This window comes from Streptosporangium sp. LJ11 (assembly GCF_051918945.1).
Lineage (GTDB): Bacteria > Actinomycetota > Actinomycetes > Streptosporangiales > Streptosporangiaceae > Streptosporangium.
The window spans coordinates 113138-133224 of record NZ_JBPXMB010000016.1; the positions used below are offsets into that span (position 1 = coordinate 113138).

The 20087-nt window shown below is 72.3% G+C and carries 15 protein-coding genes; 9 read left to right on the top strand and 6 right to left on the bottom strand.

All coding sequences use genetic code 11. From position 1 onward, the window contains the following. The first annotated feature begins 101 nt into the window (after positions 1–101). From ACTOQ3_RS23815 to ACTOQ3_RS23840, 6 genes are all read left to right on the top strand, one after another. On the top strand, positions 102–2447 hold the full coding sequence (locus ACTOQ3_RS23815) for a hypothetical protein (RefSeq protein WP_440085548.1): 2346 nt from the start codon (positions 102–104) through the stop codon (positions 2445–2447). Positions 2448–2450: 3 nt separating this feature from the next. Further along, the gene (locus ACTOQ3_RS23820; protein ID WP_440085549.1) at positions 2451–4508 is read left to right on the top strand and encodes a UvrD-helicase domain-containing protein; all 2058 of its coding nucleotides are present in this window, start codon (positions 2451–2453) and stop codon (positions 4506–4508) included. A gap of 49 nt (positions 4509–4557) precedes the next feature. Further along, entirely contained in the window at positions 4558–6399 is a 1842-nt protein-coding gene (locus ACTOQ3_RS23825; RefSeq protein ID WP_440085550.1) for a sigma factor-like helix-turn-helix DNA-binding protein, read from the top strand. A 95-nt stretch (positions 6400–6494) separates the two neighbouring features. Then, the gene (gene cysS / locus ACTOQ3_RS23830) at positions 6495–7883 is read left to right on the top strand and encodes a cysteine--tRNA ligase (protein ID WP_440085551.1); all 1389 of its coding nucleotides are present in this window, start codon (positions 6495–6497) and stop codon (positions 7881–7883) included. A gap of 73 nt (positions 7884–7956) precedes the next feature. Beyond that, the gene (locus ACTOQ3_RS23835) at positions 7957–8433 is read left to right on the top strand and encodes an N-acetyltransferase family protein (RefSeq protein WP_440085552.1); all 477 of its coding nucleotides are present in this window, start codon (positions 7957–7959) and stop codon (positions 8431–8433) included. 122 nt (positions 8434–8555) lie between these two features. Beyond that, positions 8556–9473, top strand: coding sequence for an aldose 1-epimerase family protein (locus ACTOQ3_RS23840; protein ID WP_440085553.1), 918 nt, complete (start codon positions 8556–8558; stop codon positions 9471–9473). A 186-nt stretch (positions 9474–9659) separates the two neighbouring features. Here ACTOQ3_RS23840 and rraA read toward each other — a convergent pair whose 3' ends face one another. After that, the gene (gene rraA, locus ACTOQ3_RS23845; protein WP_440085554.1) at positions 9660–10139 is read right to left on the bottom strand and encodes a ribonuclease E activity regulator RraA; all 480 of its coding nucleotides are present in this window, start codon (positions 10137–10139) and stop codon (positions 9660–9662) included. 107 nt (positions 10140–10246) lie between these two features. Here rraA and ACTOQ3_RS23850 point away from each other — a divergent pair, with 107 nt between their 5' ends. Next, the gene (locus ACTOQ3_RS23850) at positions 10247–12787 is read left to right on the top strand and encodes a penicillin acylase family protein (protein ID WP_440085648.1); all 2541 of its coding nucleotides are present in this window, start codon (positions 10247–10249) and stop codon (positions 12785–12787) included. Positions 12788–12885: 98 nt separating this feature from the next. Here the strand turns inward: ACTOQ3_RS23850 and ACTOQ3_RS23855 are convergent, their stop codons facing one another. From ACTOQ3_RS23855 to mshB, 4 genes are all read right to left on the bottom strand, one after another. After that, positions 12886–14127, bottom strand: a complete 1242-nt coding sequence (locus tag ACTOQ3_RS23855) for an MBL fold metallo-hydrolase (protein WP_440085555.1) — start codon at positions 14125–14127, stop codon at positions 12886–12888. A 58-nt stretch (positions 14128–14185) separates the two neighbouring features. Beyond that, positions 14186–14620, bottom strand: coding sequence for a hypothetical protein (locus ACTOQ3_RS23860; RefSeq protein ID WP_440085556.1), 435 nt, complete (start codon positions 14618–14620; stop codon positions 14186–14188). 93 nt (positions 14621–14713) lie between these two features. Next, entirely contained in the window at positions 14714–15205 is a 492-nt protein-coding gene (locus ACTOQ3_RS23865) for a DUF6113 family protein (RefSeq protein WP_440085557.1), read from the bottom strand. Positions 15206–15219: 14 nt separating this feature from the next. Further along, complete coding sequence (mshB, locus tag ACTOQ3_RS23870; protein WP_440085558.1) at positions 15220–16197, bottom strand: N-acetyl-1-D-myo-inositol-2-amino-2-deoxy-alpha-D-glucopyranoside deacetylase; 978 nt, start codon at positions 16195–16197, stop codon at positions 15220–15222. Between the two features lie 105 nt (positions 16198–16302). On the opposite strand from mshB, the gene ACTOQ3_RS23875 reads away from it, so the two are divergent. Beyond that, positions 16303–18363 (top strand): prolyl oligopeptidase family serine peptidase, encoded by a 2061-nt coding sequence (locus ACTOQ3_RS23875; RefSeq protein ID WP_440085559.1) that lies wholly within the window; start codon positions 16303–16305, stop codon positions 18361–18363. 41 nt (positions 18364–18404) lie between these two features. Here the strand turns inward: ACTOQ3_RS23875 and ACTOQ3_RS23880 are convergent, their stop codons facing one another. After that, positions 18405–18782 carry a hypothetical protein gene (locus ACTOQ3_RS23880; protein ID WP_440085560.1) on the bottom strand — a complete coding sequence of 126 codons (378 nt, stop codon included), beginning with the start codon at positions 18780–18782 and terminating at the stop codon, positions 18405–18407. Positions 18783–19095: 313 nt separating this feature from the next. Here ACTOQ3_RS23880 and ACTOQ3_RS23885 point away from each other — a divergent pair, with 313 nt between their 5' ends. Further along, complete coding sequence (locus ACTOQ3_RS23885) at positions 19096–20028, top strand: SGNH/GDSL hydrolase family protein (protein WP_440085561.1); 933 nt, start codon at positions 19096–19098, stop codon at positions 20026–20028. Positions 20029–20087 lie beyond the last annotated feature (59 nt).

A 20087-nucleotide genomic window follows, 5' to 3' on the forward strand; every position in this document is an offset into this window, starting at 1 on the left:
TGTGCCGCGGCGATTTGCCAGACTATGGTCTGTTCCATGAGTCTCGTTCCCCGGCCACATGGAGTGACTCGGGCGGCTTGAGGGGCTGGTGAAGGGAACGGATGAACTTCTGTCTGAGTGACCTCGTGCCGCCGCTGCGCTGGAGCGACGCGGCCACGATCCCACTTCTGCGCGAACAGCCCGACCTACCGGACGCTTGGTGGCGGAGCCTGCCGATGGCCCGCGTGCTCGCCGTGCTGGGCCCGGAGAGGCTGGCCGACATCCTCGCCTCGGTCGCCCTGAACCACTGGCCGGCCGCCGCCGTGGGTGACGTGCTCCCCGCTCTGCACGTCCTGGACCCGGACGACGCGGACGAGCCCTACACGGCCATCGCCCTCGACCGGGCCGGGTCCTGGCCGGGCCTTCTCGCACTGACCGGCCACGACCTGCGCGACCAGCCGTTCATCCAGCCGGTACCACTGCTGCACGCCCTCTTCACGGCGGTCTTCACGCGCCTGGCGGCCCCCACCCACGCGGTCCCGGTCCCGGCGGCGCCCACCGCCGGAGCCGCCCGGACGCCCGTCTCCCCGCGTGAGTCCTCCGAGTCCTCCCCCGAGCCGGTGGCCTCCCCCACGCCCGCCGCCGGGGACCTCCCGGATCAGGACGCTCCGCCCGTCGCGGCGGCCCCCCGCCCCGGGAACGCGCCGGAGCCGGAGTCCCTCGCCGAGCCCGTGGCCCTGCCGAAGCGCAAGCCCCCCCGGGAGCGCGACGCCCTGCCGGTGCCCGAGGCCCGTCGCACGGTGGATCCGGACGCCGGCCCCCAGGAGGCCCCCGGGTCGCTCTTCCAGCCCGCCTCGGCGAGGAGGAATCAGCCGTCGAGCACCTCCGCGGGGGAAGAGCGGTTCGCGTCCGCCCCCGAGGACGTGAGGGCCGCCGAGGCCGGGTTCGCCGCAGAGGGCGGACCCGCGGAGACGGAGGCCGTCTCCGCGGCCGGCCCCGCCGGAGCCGTCGCCGGGACCGCGGAAGCGGAGGACGTCTCCGAGGCCGAGCCCGTCGCCGGGCCCGCGGCCGAATCCGGGGACGGCCGCGAGGACGACCCCGGACCCGCCGACGCCCCCGAGGCGGAGGACGTCCCCGAGCCGGTCGTGGAGACCCACGAGGACCACGAGCACGCGGAAGACCAAGAGCACGCCGAGGGCCGCGAGGACGCGGAAGACCTCGAGGACGACGGAGCCGCGCGGCCGCCGGTGCTGCCCGCGCCGAAGAGCCTGCACGCGCTGGTGGACGGCGTCTTCGCCAACGTGGAGGACAAGCGCTGGGCGGTGGCGCAGAACAGGCTGTTCAGCGACGCCCCGGCGACCGTGGAGGCGCTGGCCAAGCTCTTCGCGGTGTCCCCGGAGGTCATCGGCGACATCGAGGCCGACCTGCGCCGGGAGCTCGACGAGTGGACCGCCTCCGACGAGGCCGCCCCGTACCGGGAGCACCTGGAGGAGGTGAAGGGGATCCTCGGCAAGGCCGCGCCCAGGGAGCGGCTGATCAACGCGGCCCCCTGGCACACCCAGGAGCTGCACTCCCTCGACGTACCGGCCTGGCAGTTCGTGCTGGCCACCCTCCCCGGCTACCACCTGGTCGACGAGTGGCTGGTGGAGGGCGACATCACCGAGCTGCGCCACCGCACCCGCGACATGATCAGTGGCGCCAAGCCGCCGCTCACCATCAACAAGGCCCTCGACATGGTCTCCTCGCTGGGCATCCACCCCGAGGTGTCCAAGGAGTGGCTGGAGAACGTCCCGCAGCTCCGGATCCTCGGCGCGGGCGAGCGGCCTCCCCAGCGCTCGAACGGCGCCCCGGCCCTGACCGCGGAGAAGCCCGGCGACCTGAGCGGCGGGGCCGGCGGGATCGGCGGGGCGAACGGCGGGAACCCCGGGCAGGAGCCGAGGAAGGCGCCGTTCCGCCCGCTGAAGGACGTCTCGCTGACCAGGCGCTGCTTCCGGCAGCCGGACGGCCGCTGGTGGCTGAGGATCGACGTCACCCGGGAACACCTCGGCGGCGCCGAGTGCCCGCTGCCCAGCGGGTTCGCCGCCTACCTCGGGATGTCGCCCGGTGACGGCCGTACGGTCAGCAGCGCGGTCGGGGAACTGATTCTCAGCTGGCAGGACAGGCCCGTGCTGGAGTCGCTCATGACGCTCCTGGAGGACGTGGGCGCCAAGGAGGGCAGCCACCTGTTCCTCACCCTGTCGGACGAGGGCGTGCTGCGGGCCAGGCACCTGCCGGCCGCGGGCGAGGAGGTGGAGGCGACGGCGCGGGCACTGCGGCTCGTCGGCTACACCGCGACGGGCGGCACCCCCGAGCAGGCCGGGCGGGTGATCGCCACCCGGGTCGGCATGACGGGACCCGTGGCCACCCCCGAACTCCTCACCCGCCTGCGAGAACGCGGGGACCGCGATCTCCTGTCACTGTTGGCCTGACCCATGCCCCGCCTCGCCATCTCCCCGGACTTCCCCGTCGAACTCGGCGCCCTGGCCCAGCCGGTGCGCCGGGACGTCGTGGTCTCGGCGCGCAGGTTCCTGCAGAACGTGGCGGGCGCTCCGCACCCCGAGCGGGTCAGGGGGGCGAGGGACCCCCGGGTGGCGACCCTGAGGCTGGCCGACCGGCACCGGGGCGTCGTGGTCAAGCAGCGGGACGTCTACTGGCTGCTGACCGTGCTGCCGGACGCGGAGGCGTGGGCGTACGCGCAGCGCTACCGGTTCGGCGTCAACACGGCGCTGGGCGTGGTCGAGATGTGGGACGCCGAGGCGCTGGACCGGGTGCGGCCCGCGGTGCGCAGGGCGGCCGAGGCGTCCGCGACGCGGCTGTTCTCCGACTTCTGCGACAGCGACCTGGCCGAGCTGGGGGTCGACGGCCGGTTCCTGCCGCTGGTCAGGCAGATCACCGACCAGCTCACCCTGGAGGCGCTCGAACCGCTGCTGCCCCCGACGCAGTACGAGCCGCTGGCGGCGCTCGCCAGGGGCGAGTCGATGGCCGGGGCCTGGCGGGAGCTGGAGAACTGCCGCGCCGTCGCCGCGGACCCCGAGCCGATCAATCCCGAGGACTTCGGTGCCGCGCTCCTGCGCAGCCCGGACCGCGCCGTCTTCACCGACGACGCGCGCGAGCTGAACCGCGTGCTCGACGCGCCGGGCTGGTGCGTGTTCCTGCACCCGCCGCAGCACCGGCTGGCGTACTGGGAGTCCTACCAGCAGCCGACGCTGGTCACCGGCGGCGCGGGCACCGGCAAGACGCTCGTCGCCCTGCACAGGGCGGCCTACCTGGCCGGGCGCGCAAGCGGGCAGATCCTGCTCGTCACCTTCTCCCAGGGGCTGAGCGCCGAGCTCGCGGCCAGGCTCGACCAGCTGATCGAGGACGAGGTGATCCGCAAGCGGATCGAGGTCGGCAACGTGGACCGGCTGGCCCACCGCATCGTCGCCGAGGCCGAGGGCCGCCCGCCCGCCCTGGTCGGCGCCGCCGAGCTGACCGCGCTCTGGGAGGAGACCGAGACCGGTCACAGCCCGGCGTTCCTGCTGCGCGAGTGGGAGCAGGTCGTCCTGGCACAGAACCTGCGGACCCTGGACGAGTACCTGGACGCCCCCCGCCCGGGCCGCAGCGTCGAGCTGGTGGCCGGGGAGCGCGCCTCCGTGTGGAAGGCCGTCGAGCATGTCACCGGGCAGCTGCGCGAGCGCGGCAAGCGGACCCTGCTGCAGCTGGCCTCCGAGGCGTCGACGCTGCTCGGCCAGACGACCGGGGACCTGCTGGAGGAGACGGAGCCGGCGCGGGAGCCGTACCGGCACATCGTGGTGGACGAGGCCCAGGACCTGCACCCGGCGCAGTGGCGGCTGCTGCGGGCGGCGGTGCCGCACGCCCGCGACGACATGTTCATCGTGGGCGACCCCCACCAGCGCATCTTCGACACGCGGGTGACGCTCGGCGCCGTCGGGATCGACGCGATCCAGCAGCGCCTGCGGGTGTCGTACCGGCTTCCCAGGGAGATCCTGTCCTGGGGGGTCCGGTTGCGCGGGGGCGGTCCCGCCGACGGGCTCGTCAATGGTGTGCAGGAGCTTTACGGCTTCAGGGGCACCCGGCACGGGCTCCGGCCGATGGTCCGCGCTTACGATTCACCGCAGGATGAGCTGACGGGTCTGGTGGCACAGGTGGGACAGTGGGTGAATGAGGGTGTGACGCCCGAGGAGATAGCGGTGGCCGCCAGGACCGCCGGCCTCGTGCGTGACGCACGGGCCGCTCTGCGTGATCTGGGGGTACGGGTGACGACACTGCACGCCATGAAGGGGCTGGAGTTCCGGCGGGTCGCGGTGATCGGCGTGACCGACGGGATCGTGCCCGACCCCGACTCCCTGACCCCGGTCGGCGAGGATCCCGCCGCCAGGGCACACGATCTCCAGCGGGAACGCGGCCTGCTCTACGTGGCCTGCACCCGGGCGAGGGAACTCCTCTACGTTTCTCATTACGGGCGGGCCAGTCCCTTCCTTCCTACCTGACCACATAGTCTGAACTGCGGATATATTCCCCTTTGCCGGTTGGACCTCAATGAACCTCAGCCTGAGCGACATCGCGCCACCCTTGCGCTGGACCTCTCCCGGCCAGGTAGCGCCGATCGCGACCGACCCCCGCCTCCCCGAGGCGTGGTGGCAGGCGCTTCCGCTCGACACCGCCTGCTCGACCATCGGGACGTCCGAGGTCGCCGGTCGCCTGACCGACCTCGCCCTGGCGTGCTGGGGTCACCTGATGCTCGGTGACGTCCTCCCCCTGCTCAGGTTCGCCGACCCCGCCGCGAGCGTCCGCACGCCCGAAGGGCTCGGCCGCGAGGTGGTGCACAAGCTGTTCACCGGGGTGCTCGAGCGACTGCTCGAACCGGTCACCGAGGAGAGCGTCGCCAGGATCCGCCCCTCCCGGCCCGACCGGCCGCTGCCCGAGCTGATCGACGAGGTCTTCGCCACGCTGGACGAGCGGCAGCGGGCCATCGCCAGGGACCGGCTGTACGCCTCCCAGCGGGCCACGCTCGACGACCTCGCCCAGCGGTTCTCGGTCACCAGGGAGCGCATCCGGCAGATCGAGCGCGACCTGCGCGACCACGTCGAGGCCTGGCTCGCCAAGGACGACGCGGCGCCGCTGATCGCCCACGTGTCGTGGCTGCGGGGCCGGCTGGGCTCCGCCGTGCCCGCCGACGACCTGGCCGCCGCCGTGCCGTGGCACCGCACCGAGCTGGCCACGCTGGGCATCCCCTCCTGGCGGTTCGTACGGACCCTGCTGACCGGCTACGAGCAGGTGGACGGCTGGCTGGTCGCCGGGGGGGCGGACGAGCTCAGGGAGAAGACCCGGCAGCTGTTCACCGACGGGCCGCGCCCGCTGGACGAGGCCGTGACAATGGCCAGCCAGCTCGGCATCCGCGAGGACGTGGCCGAGCGCTGGCTCATCGCGGTGCCCCAGCTGCGGGTGCTGGAGAACCACGTGGTCCCGTGGCCGCGCAGCGTCAACGACAAGGCCGAGGCCGTGCTGGCGGTGGCGGGCGGCCCGCTGACGCCCGAGGAGATCCAGGAACGCATCGGCGAGGACTACAGCCTCGTCGGCATCCGCAACCAGCTCACCGCCGACGACCGCTTCCTGCGGGTCGACCGGAACAAGTACGGGCTGTCGCGCTGGGGCGGCGAGCAGTATCTGGGCATCCGGGAGATGATCGTCAGGGAGATCGAGCGGTCCAACGGCGAGGCGTCGGTCAACACGATCGTCACCAACCTCACCGGGCGCTACGACGTGAGCGAGAGCTCGGTCCGCGCGTACGCGGGCGGGCCCGGCTTCGAGCGCACGCAGCGCGGTTGGATCAGGGTGGCCGGGGCCGAGCAGGCCGACTACCAGCCGCGGCGGGACGTCTCGGAGACCCGGCGCTGCTTCCGCAGCCGCGACGGGCGCTGGTGGCACCGGGTGGACGTCAACGCCGAGCACCTGCGCGGCTCGGGTTCCCCGCTGCCGACCGGCTTCGCCGCGCACCTGGGCATGGCCCCCGGCGGCCAGCTGACCGCCTCCACCCCGTCGGGGGACGTGGTGATCAGCTGGCACAACCAGCCGACCATGGGGTCCATCCGCCCCGTCCTGATCGCCGCCAACGCCTCCGAGGGCGACCACGTCTTCCTCACGGTCTCCGACGGCGGCGAGCTGCTCACCCGCTACCTGCCCGCGGCCTCGCCGGCCCTGCCCGCGCTGAACCGGGCGCTGCACCTGATCGGCTACACGGCGCCGGTGGCGTCGGAGGCCGAGGGCATCCGCCTGATCGGCGCCCGCATCGGCCTGCCGGAGGGCTGCACCCGCGAGGAGGTGATCGCCCGCCTGCGCGACCGGGGCGACCGCGAGATCCTCGCCTTCCTCGAGGGCTGAGTGTCACGTCCCGGGCCCGGACACGACCGGGCCCGGGTGGCGCCCGTGTGGGCTCCTGCACCGTGGGCTCGGACACGATTGCGTAGGCTCGACCCATGCTGAGCCTGTATGACACGCGGAATCGCCGGGTTGAGCGGATCGTTCCCGAGGGGACCCGCTCCCTGCGGATGTACACCTGCGGCCCGACCGTCTACCGGTCGGCCCACGTGGGCAACCTCCGGGCCTACCTGCTGTCGGACCTGATCAGGCGGGTCAGCGAGCGGCAGCGGGTCCGGGTGGTGGCCTGCCGCAACATCACCGACGTCGGGCACCTGGTGGACGACACCGCGATCGACCCCTCGGGCGAGGACAAGGTGCTCGCCCAGGCCAGGGCCGAGGGGCGGAGCGTCCTGGAGGTCGCGCGGTTCCACGAGGACGCCTTCGTGGCGGACACGACCGCGCTGAACATCCGCCCGCCCGAGCACTCGCCCCGGGCGAGCGAGACGATCGACCTGATGGTCGAGATGATCGCCAAGCTGATCGAGAAGGGGAACGCGTACGCGGTGCCCGACGGCTCGGTCTTCTTCGACGCCGCCTCCTTCCCGACGTACGGGGAGATCTCCGGCAACCGGCTCGACCGGCTGAGGCCGGGCCACCGGATCGAGGCCGTCGACCCGCGCAAGCGGTTCCACGCCGACTGGGCGCTGTGGAAGCCCTCGGACCAGGGGCTGACCTGGGAGACCCCGTGGGGCCGCGGCTTCCCCGGCTGGCACATCGAGTGCTCGGCCATGTCGCTGCGGTTCCTCGGCGAACACATCGACCTGCACACCGGCGGGATCGACCTGCGCTTCCCGCACCACGAGGACGAGCGCGCCCAGTCCGACGCCACCGCCGGGCACGAGGTGGTGCGCCACTGGGTGCACGGCGAGCACCTGCTCTTCGACGGGCGCAAGATGTCGAAGTCCACCGGCAACGTGGTCCTGCTCAAGGACGTGGCGGACGCGGGCCTCGACCCGCTGGCCGTGCGGCTGGCGCTGCTGGAGCACCGCTACCGCCAGCAGATGAACCTCACCTGGGACACCCTGCGGGCCGCCGACAAGACCCTGCGGCGCTGGCGCGGCCAGGTGGCCGAGTGGTCGGAGTCGCCGAGCGGCCCGATGCCCGCCGACCGGGTCTCCCGGATCGAGGCCGCCTTCGACGACGACCTCGACACCCCGCTGGCGCTGCGGCTCCTGCGCGAGCTGGAGCGCGACGACTCGATCTCCCCCGGTTCCCGCTTCGAGGCGTTCCTGCACCTCGACCAGGTCCTCGCCCTGGACCTCTCCCTCGACATCGGCAGGACGGTCAGGCCGAGAAGCCTGCCCGAGGGCGCCGCCGAGCTGCTGGAGCGGCGCTCGCGGGCCCGCGACGCCAGGGACTGGGCCGCCTCCGACCGCCTCCGCGACGAGCTGGCCACCCTCGGAGTGAAGGTCACCGACACCCCGGAGGGCCAGACCTGGGCCTGACGGCCGCCCCGCCGGGAGGGACGAAAGCAGCAGATCACTCGTAATGTCGGTCGCGACCGATAGCGTCCTGATCATGAGTGAGATCGTCGTCGCCGTACGACCCGGCACGATCGCGGATGTGGACGGGATCGTCGCCTGCAGTTCCGCGCTGTTCGCCGAGGACGCCGGAACCCGTGACCCCGCCCTGAACGTGAACTGGCCCCAGGAGCACGGGCGGGCCCGTTTCGTGGACGCGCTGGACGATCCGGACCGCCTGGTGATGGTCGCCGAGGACGGCGGCCGGATCGTCGGCCACCTGACCGGGGCCCTGTCCGGGCCCACCGCGATGCGGCCGGTCACCGTGGCGACGCTCGGCAGCATGTACGTCGAGCCGTCCTACCGTGGCCGGAAGATCGGGACCAGGCTGGTGGAGGAGTTCAGGCAGTGGGCCCGCCACCACGGCGCCCGGTACGCCGGGGTGACCGCCTACGCGAGCAACGAGGCGGCCGTCCGCTTCTACCGGACCAACGGCTTCGCCGCGCGGTCCACGGTCCTGGAGACGGTGCTGTAGGGCCGGCGGGAACGTGCCAGGTCCGGGAGGCCCGTGGCGCGGGCGGGTGACGCGCGGGGCCGAGGGCGGGTAGGGGGCCGGTGTGGACGGGAAGCGCCGGGCGTTAGGTGTTGAATTGCCGGATGACAACTATCGCGCCCACCGGGGCCCAGCACACCATCGCGGCCGGCGGTTTCCAGGCCGTCATCACCGAGCTCGGGGCAGGACTCAGAAGCCTCACCCTGGACGGCAGGCCGCTCGTCGTCGACTTCCCCGAAGACCAGCCCCCGCTCGGCGGGGCGGGGCTGCCGCTGCTGCCCTGGCCGAACAGGGTCGAGGACGGCCGCTACACCTTCGACGGCGAGGACCGGCAGCTCGCGCTGAGCGAGCCCAAGACAGGCAACGCGATCCACGGCTTCTCCCGCTCGTTCCCCTGGCGGGTCCTGTCCCATGACGACGCCTCGATCCGGCTGGGGCTGCGGCTGTTCCCGCAGCTCGGCTACCCGCACGTCCTCGACCTCTCCATCCGGTACGCCCTGGGCGCCGCCGGTCTGGAGGTCGAGGTGAGCGCGGAGAACGTCGGCGCCGGCGACGCGCCGTACGGCTTCGGAGCCCACCCCTACCTGTCCCTCGGCGCCCTCTGCGCCCTCGACGACGCCGTGCTCGGGCTCCCCGCCGAGCAGTGGATCGCGGTGAACGACCGGAAGATCCCCACCGGCCGCCACGACGTCAAGGGCACCGAGTACGACTTCAGGACCGCCCGCCCGATCGGCGGGACGGAGCTCGACACCGCGTTCACCGGCCTGGAGCGCGGCGCCGACGGGCGGGTGCGGGTCACGCTGGCCGGCCCGGACGGGACCGGGGTCGAGCTGTGGGCGGGCGAGGGCGTCGAGTGGCTCCAGCTCTACACCGGTGACACCCTGCCGGAGGGCCACCGCCGCCAGGGGCTGGCGGTGGAGCCGATGACCTGCCCGCCGAACGCCTTCCGCACCGGTGAGGACGTCATCCGGCTGGCCCCCGGCGACCGCGCCGTGCACCACTGGGGAATCGGCCCGATCTGACGTCTGACGCCCGGCCGTCGGACCGGGCCCCGCCGGAGCGGCCCGCCGAAGGCGCGGGAACTCTTTCGGGAACGAGAAAAGGCCCCTGGTCAGGAGGGGCCCCTCAACGTCGCGGAAAGACCCTCGGGAAAGTTCCGAGGAAGGCCCCTTGTCAGGGAGGGGCCCACCAACGTCGTGGAAAGACCCTCAGGAAAGTTCGGTGGGGCTGACGAGGATGCCGTCCTCGTCGCTGTAGAGCCAGGCGCCGGGGGTGAAGACGACCTCCCCGAAGGTGACCGGCACGTCGAGCTCGCCGGCGCCCTCCTTGGCGCTCTTGGCCGGGTTCGAGCCGAGGGCCTTGATCCCCAGGTCCAGTCCGGCGAGGGCGGCCGTGTCGCGGACGGCGCCGTTGACGACGACGCCGGACCAGCCGTGCGAGACGGCGGAGGCGGCGATGACGTCGCCCATCAGGGCGGTGCGCAGGGATCCCGCGCCGTCCACGACCAGCACGCGGCCCTCGCCCGGGGTGGCCAGGACCCGCTTGACGAGGGCGTTGTCCTCCAGGCAGCGGACGGTCGCGATCGGCCCGGCGAACCGGGGACTCGGGCCGTAGGAGCGGAACTGGGTCGGGCAGCTCGCGACCGCCGAGCCGTGGGCGTCGACCAGGTCGGCCGTGGAAAGTCTCATGCGTGCATCTTCACAATTACGGCTGCGCCGACGACACGGGGGTGGTGCCACACTTGCGGGAGCTTGTCGCCTAGGAGGTTTTTGTGAGGTTCCGCCCGTACGCCTGGATGCCCCGCCCGCTCACGTGGCTGGCACGGGTGCTCACCGTGTTTCTGGTGCTCGGGCTGCTACTCGCCGGAGCGGGCGTGTGGAGCGTGCGGGCGTCGTTCCCGCAGCTCGACGGCGAACTCAAGGTGAGAGGCTTGAAGGGGAAAGTCACCGTATATCGCGATAAGACGGGTATCCCGCACATCTACGCTGACTCCCCCGACGACCTGTTCCTGGCCCAGGGCTACGTGCACGCCCAGGACCGCTTCTTCGAGATGGACTTCCGCCGCCACGTGACCGCCGGGCGGCTGTCGGAGATGTTCGGCTCGGCGACGCTGACCGAGGACAGAGTCATCCGGACCATGGGCTGGCGGAAGGTGGCCGAGAAGGAGCTGCCGCTGCTCGGCGAGCAGACCCGGCACTACCTGGACGCCTACGCCCGCGGGGTGAACGCCTGGATGGCGCGCAACGACGGCTTCGCCGACAGGAGCCTGGAGTACGTGCTGCTGCGGGCGACCAGCCCGGACTACAGGCCCGAGCCGTGGACCCCGGTCGACTCGCTGGCCTGGCTCAAGGCGATGGCCTGGGACCTGCGCTCCAACATGGCCGACGAGATCGGCCGGGCACTCGCGGCGAGCAAGCTGCCGCGCGGCCGGGTGGAGCAGCTCTGGCCCGGTTACCCGTACGGCACCCACCAGCCGATCGTCACCCGGGGCTCGGTCGGCGAGCGCGGGTTCGACCAGGGCCAGGAGCCGAAGAAGGTCGACACCGAGCAGTCCGGGGTGGCTCCGGCGACGGGAGCGCTGACCCGGGCGGCCGAGGCCCTCCGCGCGGTGCCGAGCCTGATGGGCGACCCCGCGGGCGGCCACGGCATCGGCTCCAACTCGTGGGTGGTCGGCGGCGAGCACACCGCGTCGGGCAAACCGCTGCTCTCCAACGACCCCCACCTGGGGCCGGGCATGCCCTCGGTCTGGTACCAGGCCGGGCTGCACTGCCGCGTCAAGAGCGCCGAGTGCCCGTTCGACGTCACCGGGTTCACCTTCTCCGGCGTGCCGGGCGTGGTCATCGGCCGCAACGACAAGATCGCTTGGGGCTTCACCAACCTGGGCCCGGACGTCGCCGACCTCTATATGGAACGGGTCAAGAACGACTCGTACCTGTTCATGGGCGACTGGAAGCCGCTGACCACCAGGACCGAGACGATCAAGGTGGCCGGCGGCGCCGACGTACGGCTCAAGGTGCGCGACACCATGCACGGGCCGATCATCTCCGACGTCCTGGAGAACGTGAGGAACACGCTTCCGGGCATGGACGCGGCCTTCAAGGAGCAGGCCGACGCGGTCGCGCTCAAGTGGACGGCCCTGGAGCCGGGCCGGACCGCTGACGCGATCTTCGCGCTGAACACCGCGCAGGACTGGCAGCAGTTCAGGGCCGCGGCCGCCAGGTTCGAGGTGCCCGCGCAGAACCTGGTCTACGCCGACACCGCGGGCAACATCGGCTACCAGGCCCCCGGGCGGATCCCGGTGCGGACCCGCGGCGACGGCACCTGGCCGGTGCCCGGCTGGACCGGCGAGTACTCCTGGCAGTCGACGATCCCCTTCAACGAGCTGCCCAGCCTCTACAACCCGCCGGAGGGCTACATCGTGACCGCGAACAACGCGGTCATCGACCCCACCCGCTACCCGTACACCCTCACCAAGGACTGGGCGTACGGATACCGCTCCCAGCGCATCCTGGATCGCCTCCGCGAGGCGGTGAAGGACGGCGGCAAGATGGACGTGGCCGCGATGAGCGAGTTGCAGCAGGACAGCGACAACGGCCTCGCCCGGTTCCTGGTGCCCAAGCTGCTGGACGTCGAGATGGCCGGGCCCGCCAAGGACGCCCGCGAGCTGCTGCGCGAGTGGGATCGCACGCAGGGCGCGGAGTCCGGGCCCGCGATGTACTTCAACGCCGTCTGGCGGCACCTGCTCGTCGAGACCTTCAACGACGATCTCCCCGAGGGCGCCAGGTCCCAGGGCGGCGACCGCTGGTTCGAGGTCGTCCGGGTCATGCTCGACCGGCCGGACGACGCGTTCTGGAACGACACGGCCACCCCGGGCGCCGAGACCCGCGACGACATGCTGCGGCGGGCGATGGCGATGGCCTACGACGAGCTGAACGACCTGCTCGGCCCGAACGTCAAGGACTGGCGCTGGGGCGACCTGCACTCCCTGGAGCTCGTCCACCAGAGCTTCGGCACCTCGGGAATCGGCCCGATCGAGTGGCTGTTCAACCGGGGCCCGTTCCCGGTGTCCGGCAGCGACGACGCGGTCAACGCCGCCGGGTGGGACGCGCAGGACGGCTACGCGGTGAACTGGCTGCCGTCCATGCGGATGGTGGTGGACCTGGCGGACCTGGACAAATCCCGGTGGATCAACCTGACCGGCGCCTCCGGCCACGCGTTCCACGACAACTACTGGGACCAGGCGCCGCTGTGGGCGGACGGCGAGACCGTTCCCATGCTCGCCCGCAGGGACTCCGTCGAGAAGGCCGCCACCCACACCCTGACGCTCAGCCCCTGACGGCGCGGAGGCCCTTCCGGGCCGCGGGACGAGCGCGTCCGCGGCCCGGCGGCCCGCCCTTCCGGCCGCCGGCCGTCAGGACGTGGGACATCAGGCCGTCAGGTCGTCAGGACGCGGGACTCCCCGATGGCGAGGTCCCACAGGTCGGCGCGGTCCAGCCCGGCCTCCGCCCAGGCCATCCTGGCCTCCTCCACCGGCGCGAGAAGCGACTCCCCGGACAGCACGAACGTGCCCCAGTGCATGGTCGCCATCCGGCGGGCTCCCACGTCCTGGCAGGCCCGTACGGCCTGCGCGGGATCGACGTGCGCGGCCTTCATGAACCAGCGGGGCTCGAAGGCCCCCACCGGCATCAGGGCCAGGTCGATGCCTCCCGGATAGCGGGCCCCGATCTGGGCGAAGCGCTCACCGTACCCGGTGTCGCCGGCGAAGTAGATCGTCTGGTCGTCGGAGGCGATCACCCAGCCACCCCAGAGGGACTTGCAGGTGTCCCACGCCGACCGGCGGCTCCAGTGGTGGGCGGGGACGAAGTCGAAGCGGACGCCGCCCACCCAGGTGCTCTCCCACCAGTCGAGCTCGGTGACGTCGCGGAACCCGCGCCGGGTGAACCAGGACCTGAGCCCCGCCGGTACGAGGACGGGCGTGGCGCGCGGCAGCCGCCGCACGGTCTGCGCGTCCAGGTGGTCGTAGTGGTTGTGGCTGATCACCACGGCGTCGATCCGGGGCAGGTCCGCCCACGCGACGCCGGGCGGGGTGAGCCGGGGCCGGTGAATGCCGACGATCTTCCTCGCCCAGACCGGGTCCGTGAGGATGGTCAGCCCGCCGATCTGCACCACGTACGTCGCGTGCCCCACCCAGGTGACGACCGCGTCGGTACCCGTCGCCGGGGGAAGCCCGTCCCGGTGGACCGGGATGCGGTCCTCGTCCCCGACGCCGGGCCGGAGCGTGCCGTGCCAGGCGACCGCCAGCAGCTCCTGGAACGTCGGGATCGGCGAGGTCAGCCGGTCCTTGAAACCACCCGGCCATGACCTCCGCGGCAGGGGCTCGGGCCGCCTCGGCGGCGCCGGTCGCACGGGAGGCGCGGACCGCGCGTAGGGCACCGGTCGCGCGGATCGCCCGGGCGGTTCGGGAGGGCGGGGTACCGCCCCGGGCACCGCGGCCCGCCGCTCGGCGGGCCGATCCCGCACCGCCCGGCCGGCGGTCCGGCCCAGCTGCCTGAGCGCGCGTACCGGTCGCGTGGTGAAGCGAGCCGACCATCCGGAACGCCGCTGGGGCTCTTCGAGAAGGCCGTCGGGTTCCGCGGGCACGTGGGAGGCGATTGCTGGGTGGGATGTCTGTGACATGGGCGGCCCCCTTCGGTCATCAACAGCTCACCCCTTGTAGATCCCCTCCCAGAGAGATTCATTCCTTTTGCGGGGGTCTAGTGTGAAACCACCAGGGAGATCTGCGGGTGTAGTTGCCGTCCTCCAGGTTCGCCAGCCGCTCGAAGAGGTTCCACGAGGCCTGGTTGCCGCAGATCATCATGGAGACGACCACCGCGACGAGATAGAGCGGGAGCATCGGCAGGCCCACGCAGCACATGTACTGGGAGGCGTGCCGGTCCTCGTGCCTGAGCAGGGCGCCGGTGAGGAACCCCTCCGGGTGCTTGGTCAGCACCACGTTGCCCACGGTGAACGCCGAGGCGATCGGGAACCGGAAGCGGTAGCCGTACGCCAGGATCAGCCCGTCGGGCCCGGCGGTCACCCGGGCACGGCCGAGGCGTGCCAGGAGCAGCCCCAGTGGGGTGGACAGGTTGACGTAGTTGAGCGTCCGCCGTACCCGATGCAACCGCCGCATACCGGGATTGTGCGTCATCCGGCCGACCCGCGACAGTGGCTTTCCCCGGCCTTTCCCGCCCTTTCCCCGCTTTTCCCGCGTGTGACGAGGTCGTCAGGGAGCGGTCGGGCCCGGCGGTACGGGTGGGCCGGGCGGTGCCTGCGGTACGGGTGAGGATCGCGGTCCGGAGCCGTACCCATGCGGGGTGAGCAGCCACGACCCGGCCACGGCGGCCGACGGCGAGAGCAGGACCCCCGTCACGACCGCCACCAGGCCCCCGTAGAGGTAGAGGTAGCCGGACAGGTCGTTGGCGATGACCAGGTCCCCCTCCGGCCGCGCGGAGATCCAGATCACGGTGACCAGCGCCCAGCCCGCCGCGAACGACAGGGGCGCCGCCTTGCCGCGCGTCATCCGGCCCGCCCCGTAGGTCACCGCGAACAGCAGGGCGAGGCAGACGATGGCGGAGATCGGGACGGGCCTGACGTACCAGGAGTGCTGGAACCCGCCGAGGACGCCCATCAGGAGCCCGAGCATGACGAGCACGGCGTTGGCCGCCACGGTGACGACCGTCTCCGAGGGCTCACGCACGGCTGGTACCTGCTCCATCACAAGCATCGAGGCTAGTCGATCCCGGCGAAGAGGTCGTCCTCGCGGTCGTACGGCTCGCCGAGCCCTCCCGCCTCGATCGGCGCTCCGGGACCGGCGGGCCCCGGCGCGCCGGAGCGGAGGATGAAGTGCTCGACCCCGAGCACCTCCTGGCCGACGTTGTTGGACAGGGCGAACCAGGGCGGGCTCACGCTGATCTGGGTGGCGTGCGCCCGCATCGCGTCGATCTTCCGGCCGACGTGGGCGCGGGCGTCGATCTCGGTGGTGACGTCCTTGTCCTCGCAGCCGAACGGCAGGTCGTCGACCGGCTCGGCGAGGAAGGGGGCGCCCCTCTCGCGCATCGCCTCCTCGGTCCTGTACATCACGGATCGGGGCATGGCGGTGTGGTAGATCTTGGCGACCCGCCACGGCCCGCCCGCACCGGATCCCGGTTCGGATCCCGATCCGGCCTTCGGTCCGGAGACCGCTCCGGGCCCCGGTCCGGACACCGGTTCGAACGCCGGGTCGGCGGCCAGCTCGACGGCCCGCCAGGCGACGCGGTGGGCCTGGATGTGGTCGGGGTGACCGTAGAAACCGTTCTCGTCGTAGGTGACGAGCACCTGGGGCCGCACCTCGCGGATGATCCTCACGAGCTCGCCCGCCGCCTCGTCCGGATCGGCCCGCCAGAAGGCGTTCGCCCTGTGGTTGGAGGCGACGCCCATCATGCCGGAGTCCCTCCAGCGGCCGGGACCGCCCAGGAACCGGTGGTCGGTGACGCCGAGCGCCGCGCAGGCCGCGGCGAGTTCCCCGACGCGATGCTCGCCCAGGGTGTCGTCGCGATCGGCGGCCAGGTGGGCGAGCTCCGGGGGGATCACCTCCCCCTCCTCCCCCAGGGTGCAGGTCACCAGCGTGACGTGCGCGCCCTCGGCGGCGTACCTGGCCATGGTGGCTCCGCTGCCGATCGTCTCGTCGTCCGGATGGGCGTGCACGAGCATCAGGCGCCGATCAGTCATGCGTCCGAGGGTATCGACGCCGCCCATCGTGCGGAACGCCGGATTCCCGGTCCCTCCACGCCTCGGAAACAAGACACTCGATGCGGAACTGGCAAGATGGCTCGTATGAGTGAGAGCTTCCCTCGCCTGCACGCCAGAACCCGTCGATTCACCCTTGGAGTGCCGCGCGGCTTCACGATCGCCCCGGGCGGTGACCGCGTCGTGTTCCTCCGGAGCAGGAGCGGCTTCGACCCGGTGACCTGCCTGTGGGAGTACGACGTCCTCAGCGGCGCGGAACGCCTGATCGTCGACCCGCGCGCCCTGGCGGCGGACGAGGAGGACCTGCCGCCCGCGGAGCGGGCGCGCCGCGAGCGGAGCCGCGAGCAGGCCGGGGGCGTCGTCGGGTACAGCACCGACGCCGCGGTGACCGTCGCGGCGTTCGCGCTCTCCGGCGGTCTCTACGTCGTCGACCTGAAGACGGCCCTCGTACGGCGGCTGAAGACCTCCGGGCCGGTGATCGACCCCCGGATGTCCCCCACCGGCGTCCACGTCGGTTACGTGACCGGCGGCGCGTTCCACATCCAGGACCTGGAGGACGAGGTCGACCACGCGCTGGCCCGCCCCGAGTCCCCGGAGGTGACGTACGGCCTGGCCGAGTTCATCGCCGCCGAGGAGATGGACCGCATGCGGGGCTACTGGTGGTCGCCGTCCGGCGACGCGATCCTGGTCGAGCGGGCCGACGAGTCGCCGGTGCAGCGCTGGCACATCGCCGACCCGGCCAACCCGGCCCGTCCCGCCGCCGAGCAGCGCTACCCCTCCGCGGGTACGGCCAACGCCGGGGTCGAGCTCTTCGTCCTCACCCTCGACGGGGCCCGCGTCGCCGTGCCCTTCGACGACGAGTACCTGGTCAACGCCACCTGGGACACCCACGGCCTGTCGATCGTCACCATGACGCGCGACCAGCGGACCATGCGGCTGCTCGACGTCGACCCGGCCACCGGTACCTCCACGGCCGTGCGCGAGGACACCGACCCCGCCTGGGTCGACGTCGTCACCGGCGTCCCCGGCCACCTGTCCGACGGCAGCCTCGTCTGGGCCGCTACCTCGGAGGGCGGCCACCGCCTCGTCGTCGGCGACTCCCCCGTCACGCCGCCCACCCTCCAGGTCCGCGAGATCCTCGACATCGACGGCGAGACCGTGCTCTTCCGGGCGAGCGGGGAACCCACCGAGATCGCCGTCTGGGCCTACCGGAGGGGCCAGATCACCCTTGTCAGCCCGGCCGAGGGCGGCGTCTACAGCGGCCACACCGCGGGCGGCACCCTCGTGATCACCGGCCAGACCCTCGACAGCGAGGGCTCGGTCACCCGCGTCCTGCACAACGGCACGCCCCGCGGCCACATCGTCTCGCACGCCGAGCGCCCCAGCCTGGACCTGCGGGTCTCCCTGATCAGGGCGGGCGAGCGCGACCTGGCCACCGCCGTGCTCCTGCCCTCCGGCCATGTGCCCGGCTCGGCGAGGCTGCCGGTCCTCATGGACCCGTACGGCGGACCGCACGCCCAGCGCGTGCTGGCCGCGGCCGGAGCGCACCTGACCAGCCAGTGGTTCGCCGACCAGGGCTTCGCGGTGGTCGTGACCGACGGCCGGGGCACCCCGGGCCGCGGCCCCGAGTTCGAGCGGGCCGTCCTGCACGACCTGGCCACCCCGGTCCTGGAGGACCAGATCGACGCCCTGCACGGCGCCGCCGCGCGGTTCCCCGACGACCTGGACCTGTCGCGGGTCGGCATCCGGGGCTGGTCGTTCGGCGGCTACCTGGCCGCCCTGGCCGTGCTCCGCCGCCCCGACGTGTTCCACGCGGCCGTCGCCGGGGCCCCGGTGACCGACTGGCGCCTGTACGACACCTGCTACACCGAGCGCTACCTCGGCCACCCCGACGAGGGCCACTACGACTCCTCGTCCCTGTTCGCCGACGCGGAGAAGCTGGACCGCCCCCTCCTGCTGATCCACGGCCTGGCCGACGACAACGTGGTCGCCGCGCACACCCTGCGTCTGTCCTCGGCCCTGCTGGCCGCGGGCCGCCCGCACAACGTGCTGCCGCTGTCGGGGGTCACCCACATGACCCCGCAGGAGGCCGTGGCGGAGAACCTGCTGCTGCTCCAGGTCGACTTCCTGAAGAAGGCGCTCTCCTGAGCTCTCCTCGGTAAGGCTCGGGCCCGAGCCTTACCGAGGCCTCAGTGGTTCTGGCCGGGAGGGTAGGGAACGGTGTAGCCCTGCTGCGGGGTGTACGCCTGCGGGGCGGTGTAACCCTGCTGGAGGTTGTGGCCCTGCGGGGCGGTGTAACCCTGCGGGGCGTAACCCTGCTGAGGGGCGTGCCCCTGCGGCGGGTAGTGCTGCGGAGCCGGGGGCTGCGGGGGAGGCTGCGGAAGGCGAGCGGTCCGGCGCTCGGCGGCTCCGCAGGCGGCGCCGGCGACCATCAACGCGATGCCCCCCAGCGCGAAGACCTGTGCCCGTGGCATGTTGTTGGGGTCCTCCTCCTCCATGGCCAGCAAAAAGGCTATGCACAGCACTATGCAGCCGAAGGTGAGATAGAGGATGCGGCCTATACCCATGGGGCGAGAGTGTAGCTTCCCGGGCCGAAGCGCTTCGGACGTGACAGGCACGTCTACCCCCGGCCATTGCGGACGGCCCGCTATACCGAATCTGCCGTCTTTCAAGATTTCGTCAACACGACGGTCCTAACATAAGTGCCCAAACCGGGCGCGAGTGGTCCGTACAGCCGACGGGATTCCTTGCCTTCCAGGCCAGGTTCCGGACCATGGGCGCACCGGCACGAATCCGCACTTCGCAGGGGGAGGCGCCACGGGGCGGGGCCGATCCCTGTCGCCGTGGCCTTCGTCGTCTTCACGGGAGGATCCACCACTGATGATGGTCACTCGCACGAGAATCGCCGCAGGCCTCGCGGGCCTCGTCCTGGTCGCCGGGACGGCGGCCCCCGCCGCCGCCGCGGCGACCGGTGTCACACCGTCCTTCGACGTGGTGGCGCTGGGCGACTCCTACGGATCCGGCACGGGGGCCGGGGACTACGAGCCGGGCACCGAGGGGACCTGCTACCGCAGCCGCAACTCCTCCTCCGCGATCCTCGTCGAGGAGCTCCGGCAGCGCGGCACGAATGTGAAATTCGCCAACGTCATGTGCAGCGGCGCGGCCGTCCAGGATCTGCGGCAGACGTTCAAGGGGGAACCCCCGCAACTCGACGCGCTCCGCCGGAACACCGATCTGGTGACGCTGAACATCGGCGGCAACGACATCGACTTCGCCGGATACGGCAACGTGTGCGTCCAGGCGGACTGCACGGGCGCGCCCACCGCGGCGATCCTCGACCGCATGCCCGCCCTGAAGCGGTCCCTGAGCGGCCTCCTCACCGAGATCAGGCGCCGCAGCCCCCGCGCCCAGATCGTCATGACCGGGTACGGCAGGGCGGTCACCCGTGGCCAGAACGCCACCGGCGTACCACTCGACCCGATCTGCGACGCCGGTGTCCTCAGCGCCGAGGAGCGCCTGGCGGGTGCCAAGGTCTCCGGCGCGCTGGACGCGACCCTGGCCAGGACCGCGCAGGCCGCCAGAGCACGCGGGATCGACGTCCGGTTCGTCGGCCCGCACCTGAACTCGACGACCCTGCGCCCCGAGTTCGCCGGGCACTCGCTGTGCGAGTCGACCGACCCGTTCTACCGGGGATTCGACGCCCTCGCCCCCGGCCAGGAGGGCGGCGTCGCGGTGCTGCACCTCAACCGGCAGGGCCACGCCGCCCTCGCCGACCTCATCCGGCGCAAGGTCCCGATCCTCTCCGCCCCCTGACCCGCGTCCCGGAAAGCGCGCGGAACGAACCGGGGACGGCGCGCCTCCAGGTGAGAGCC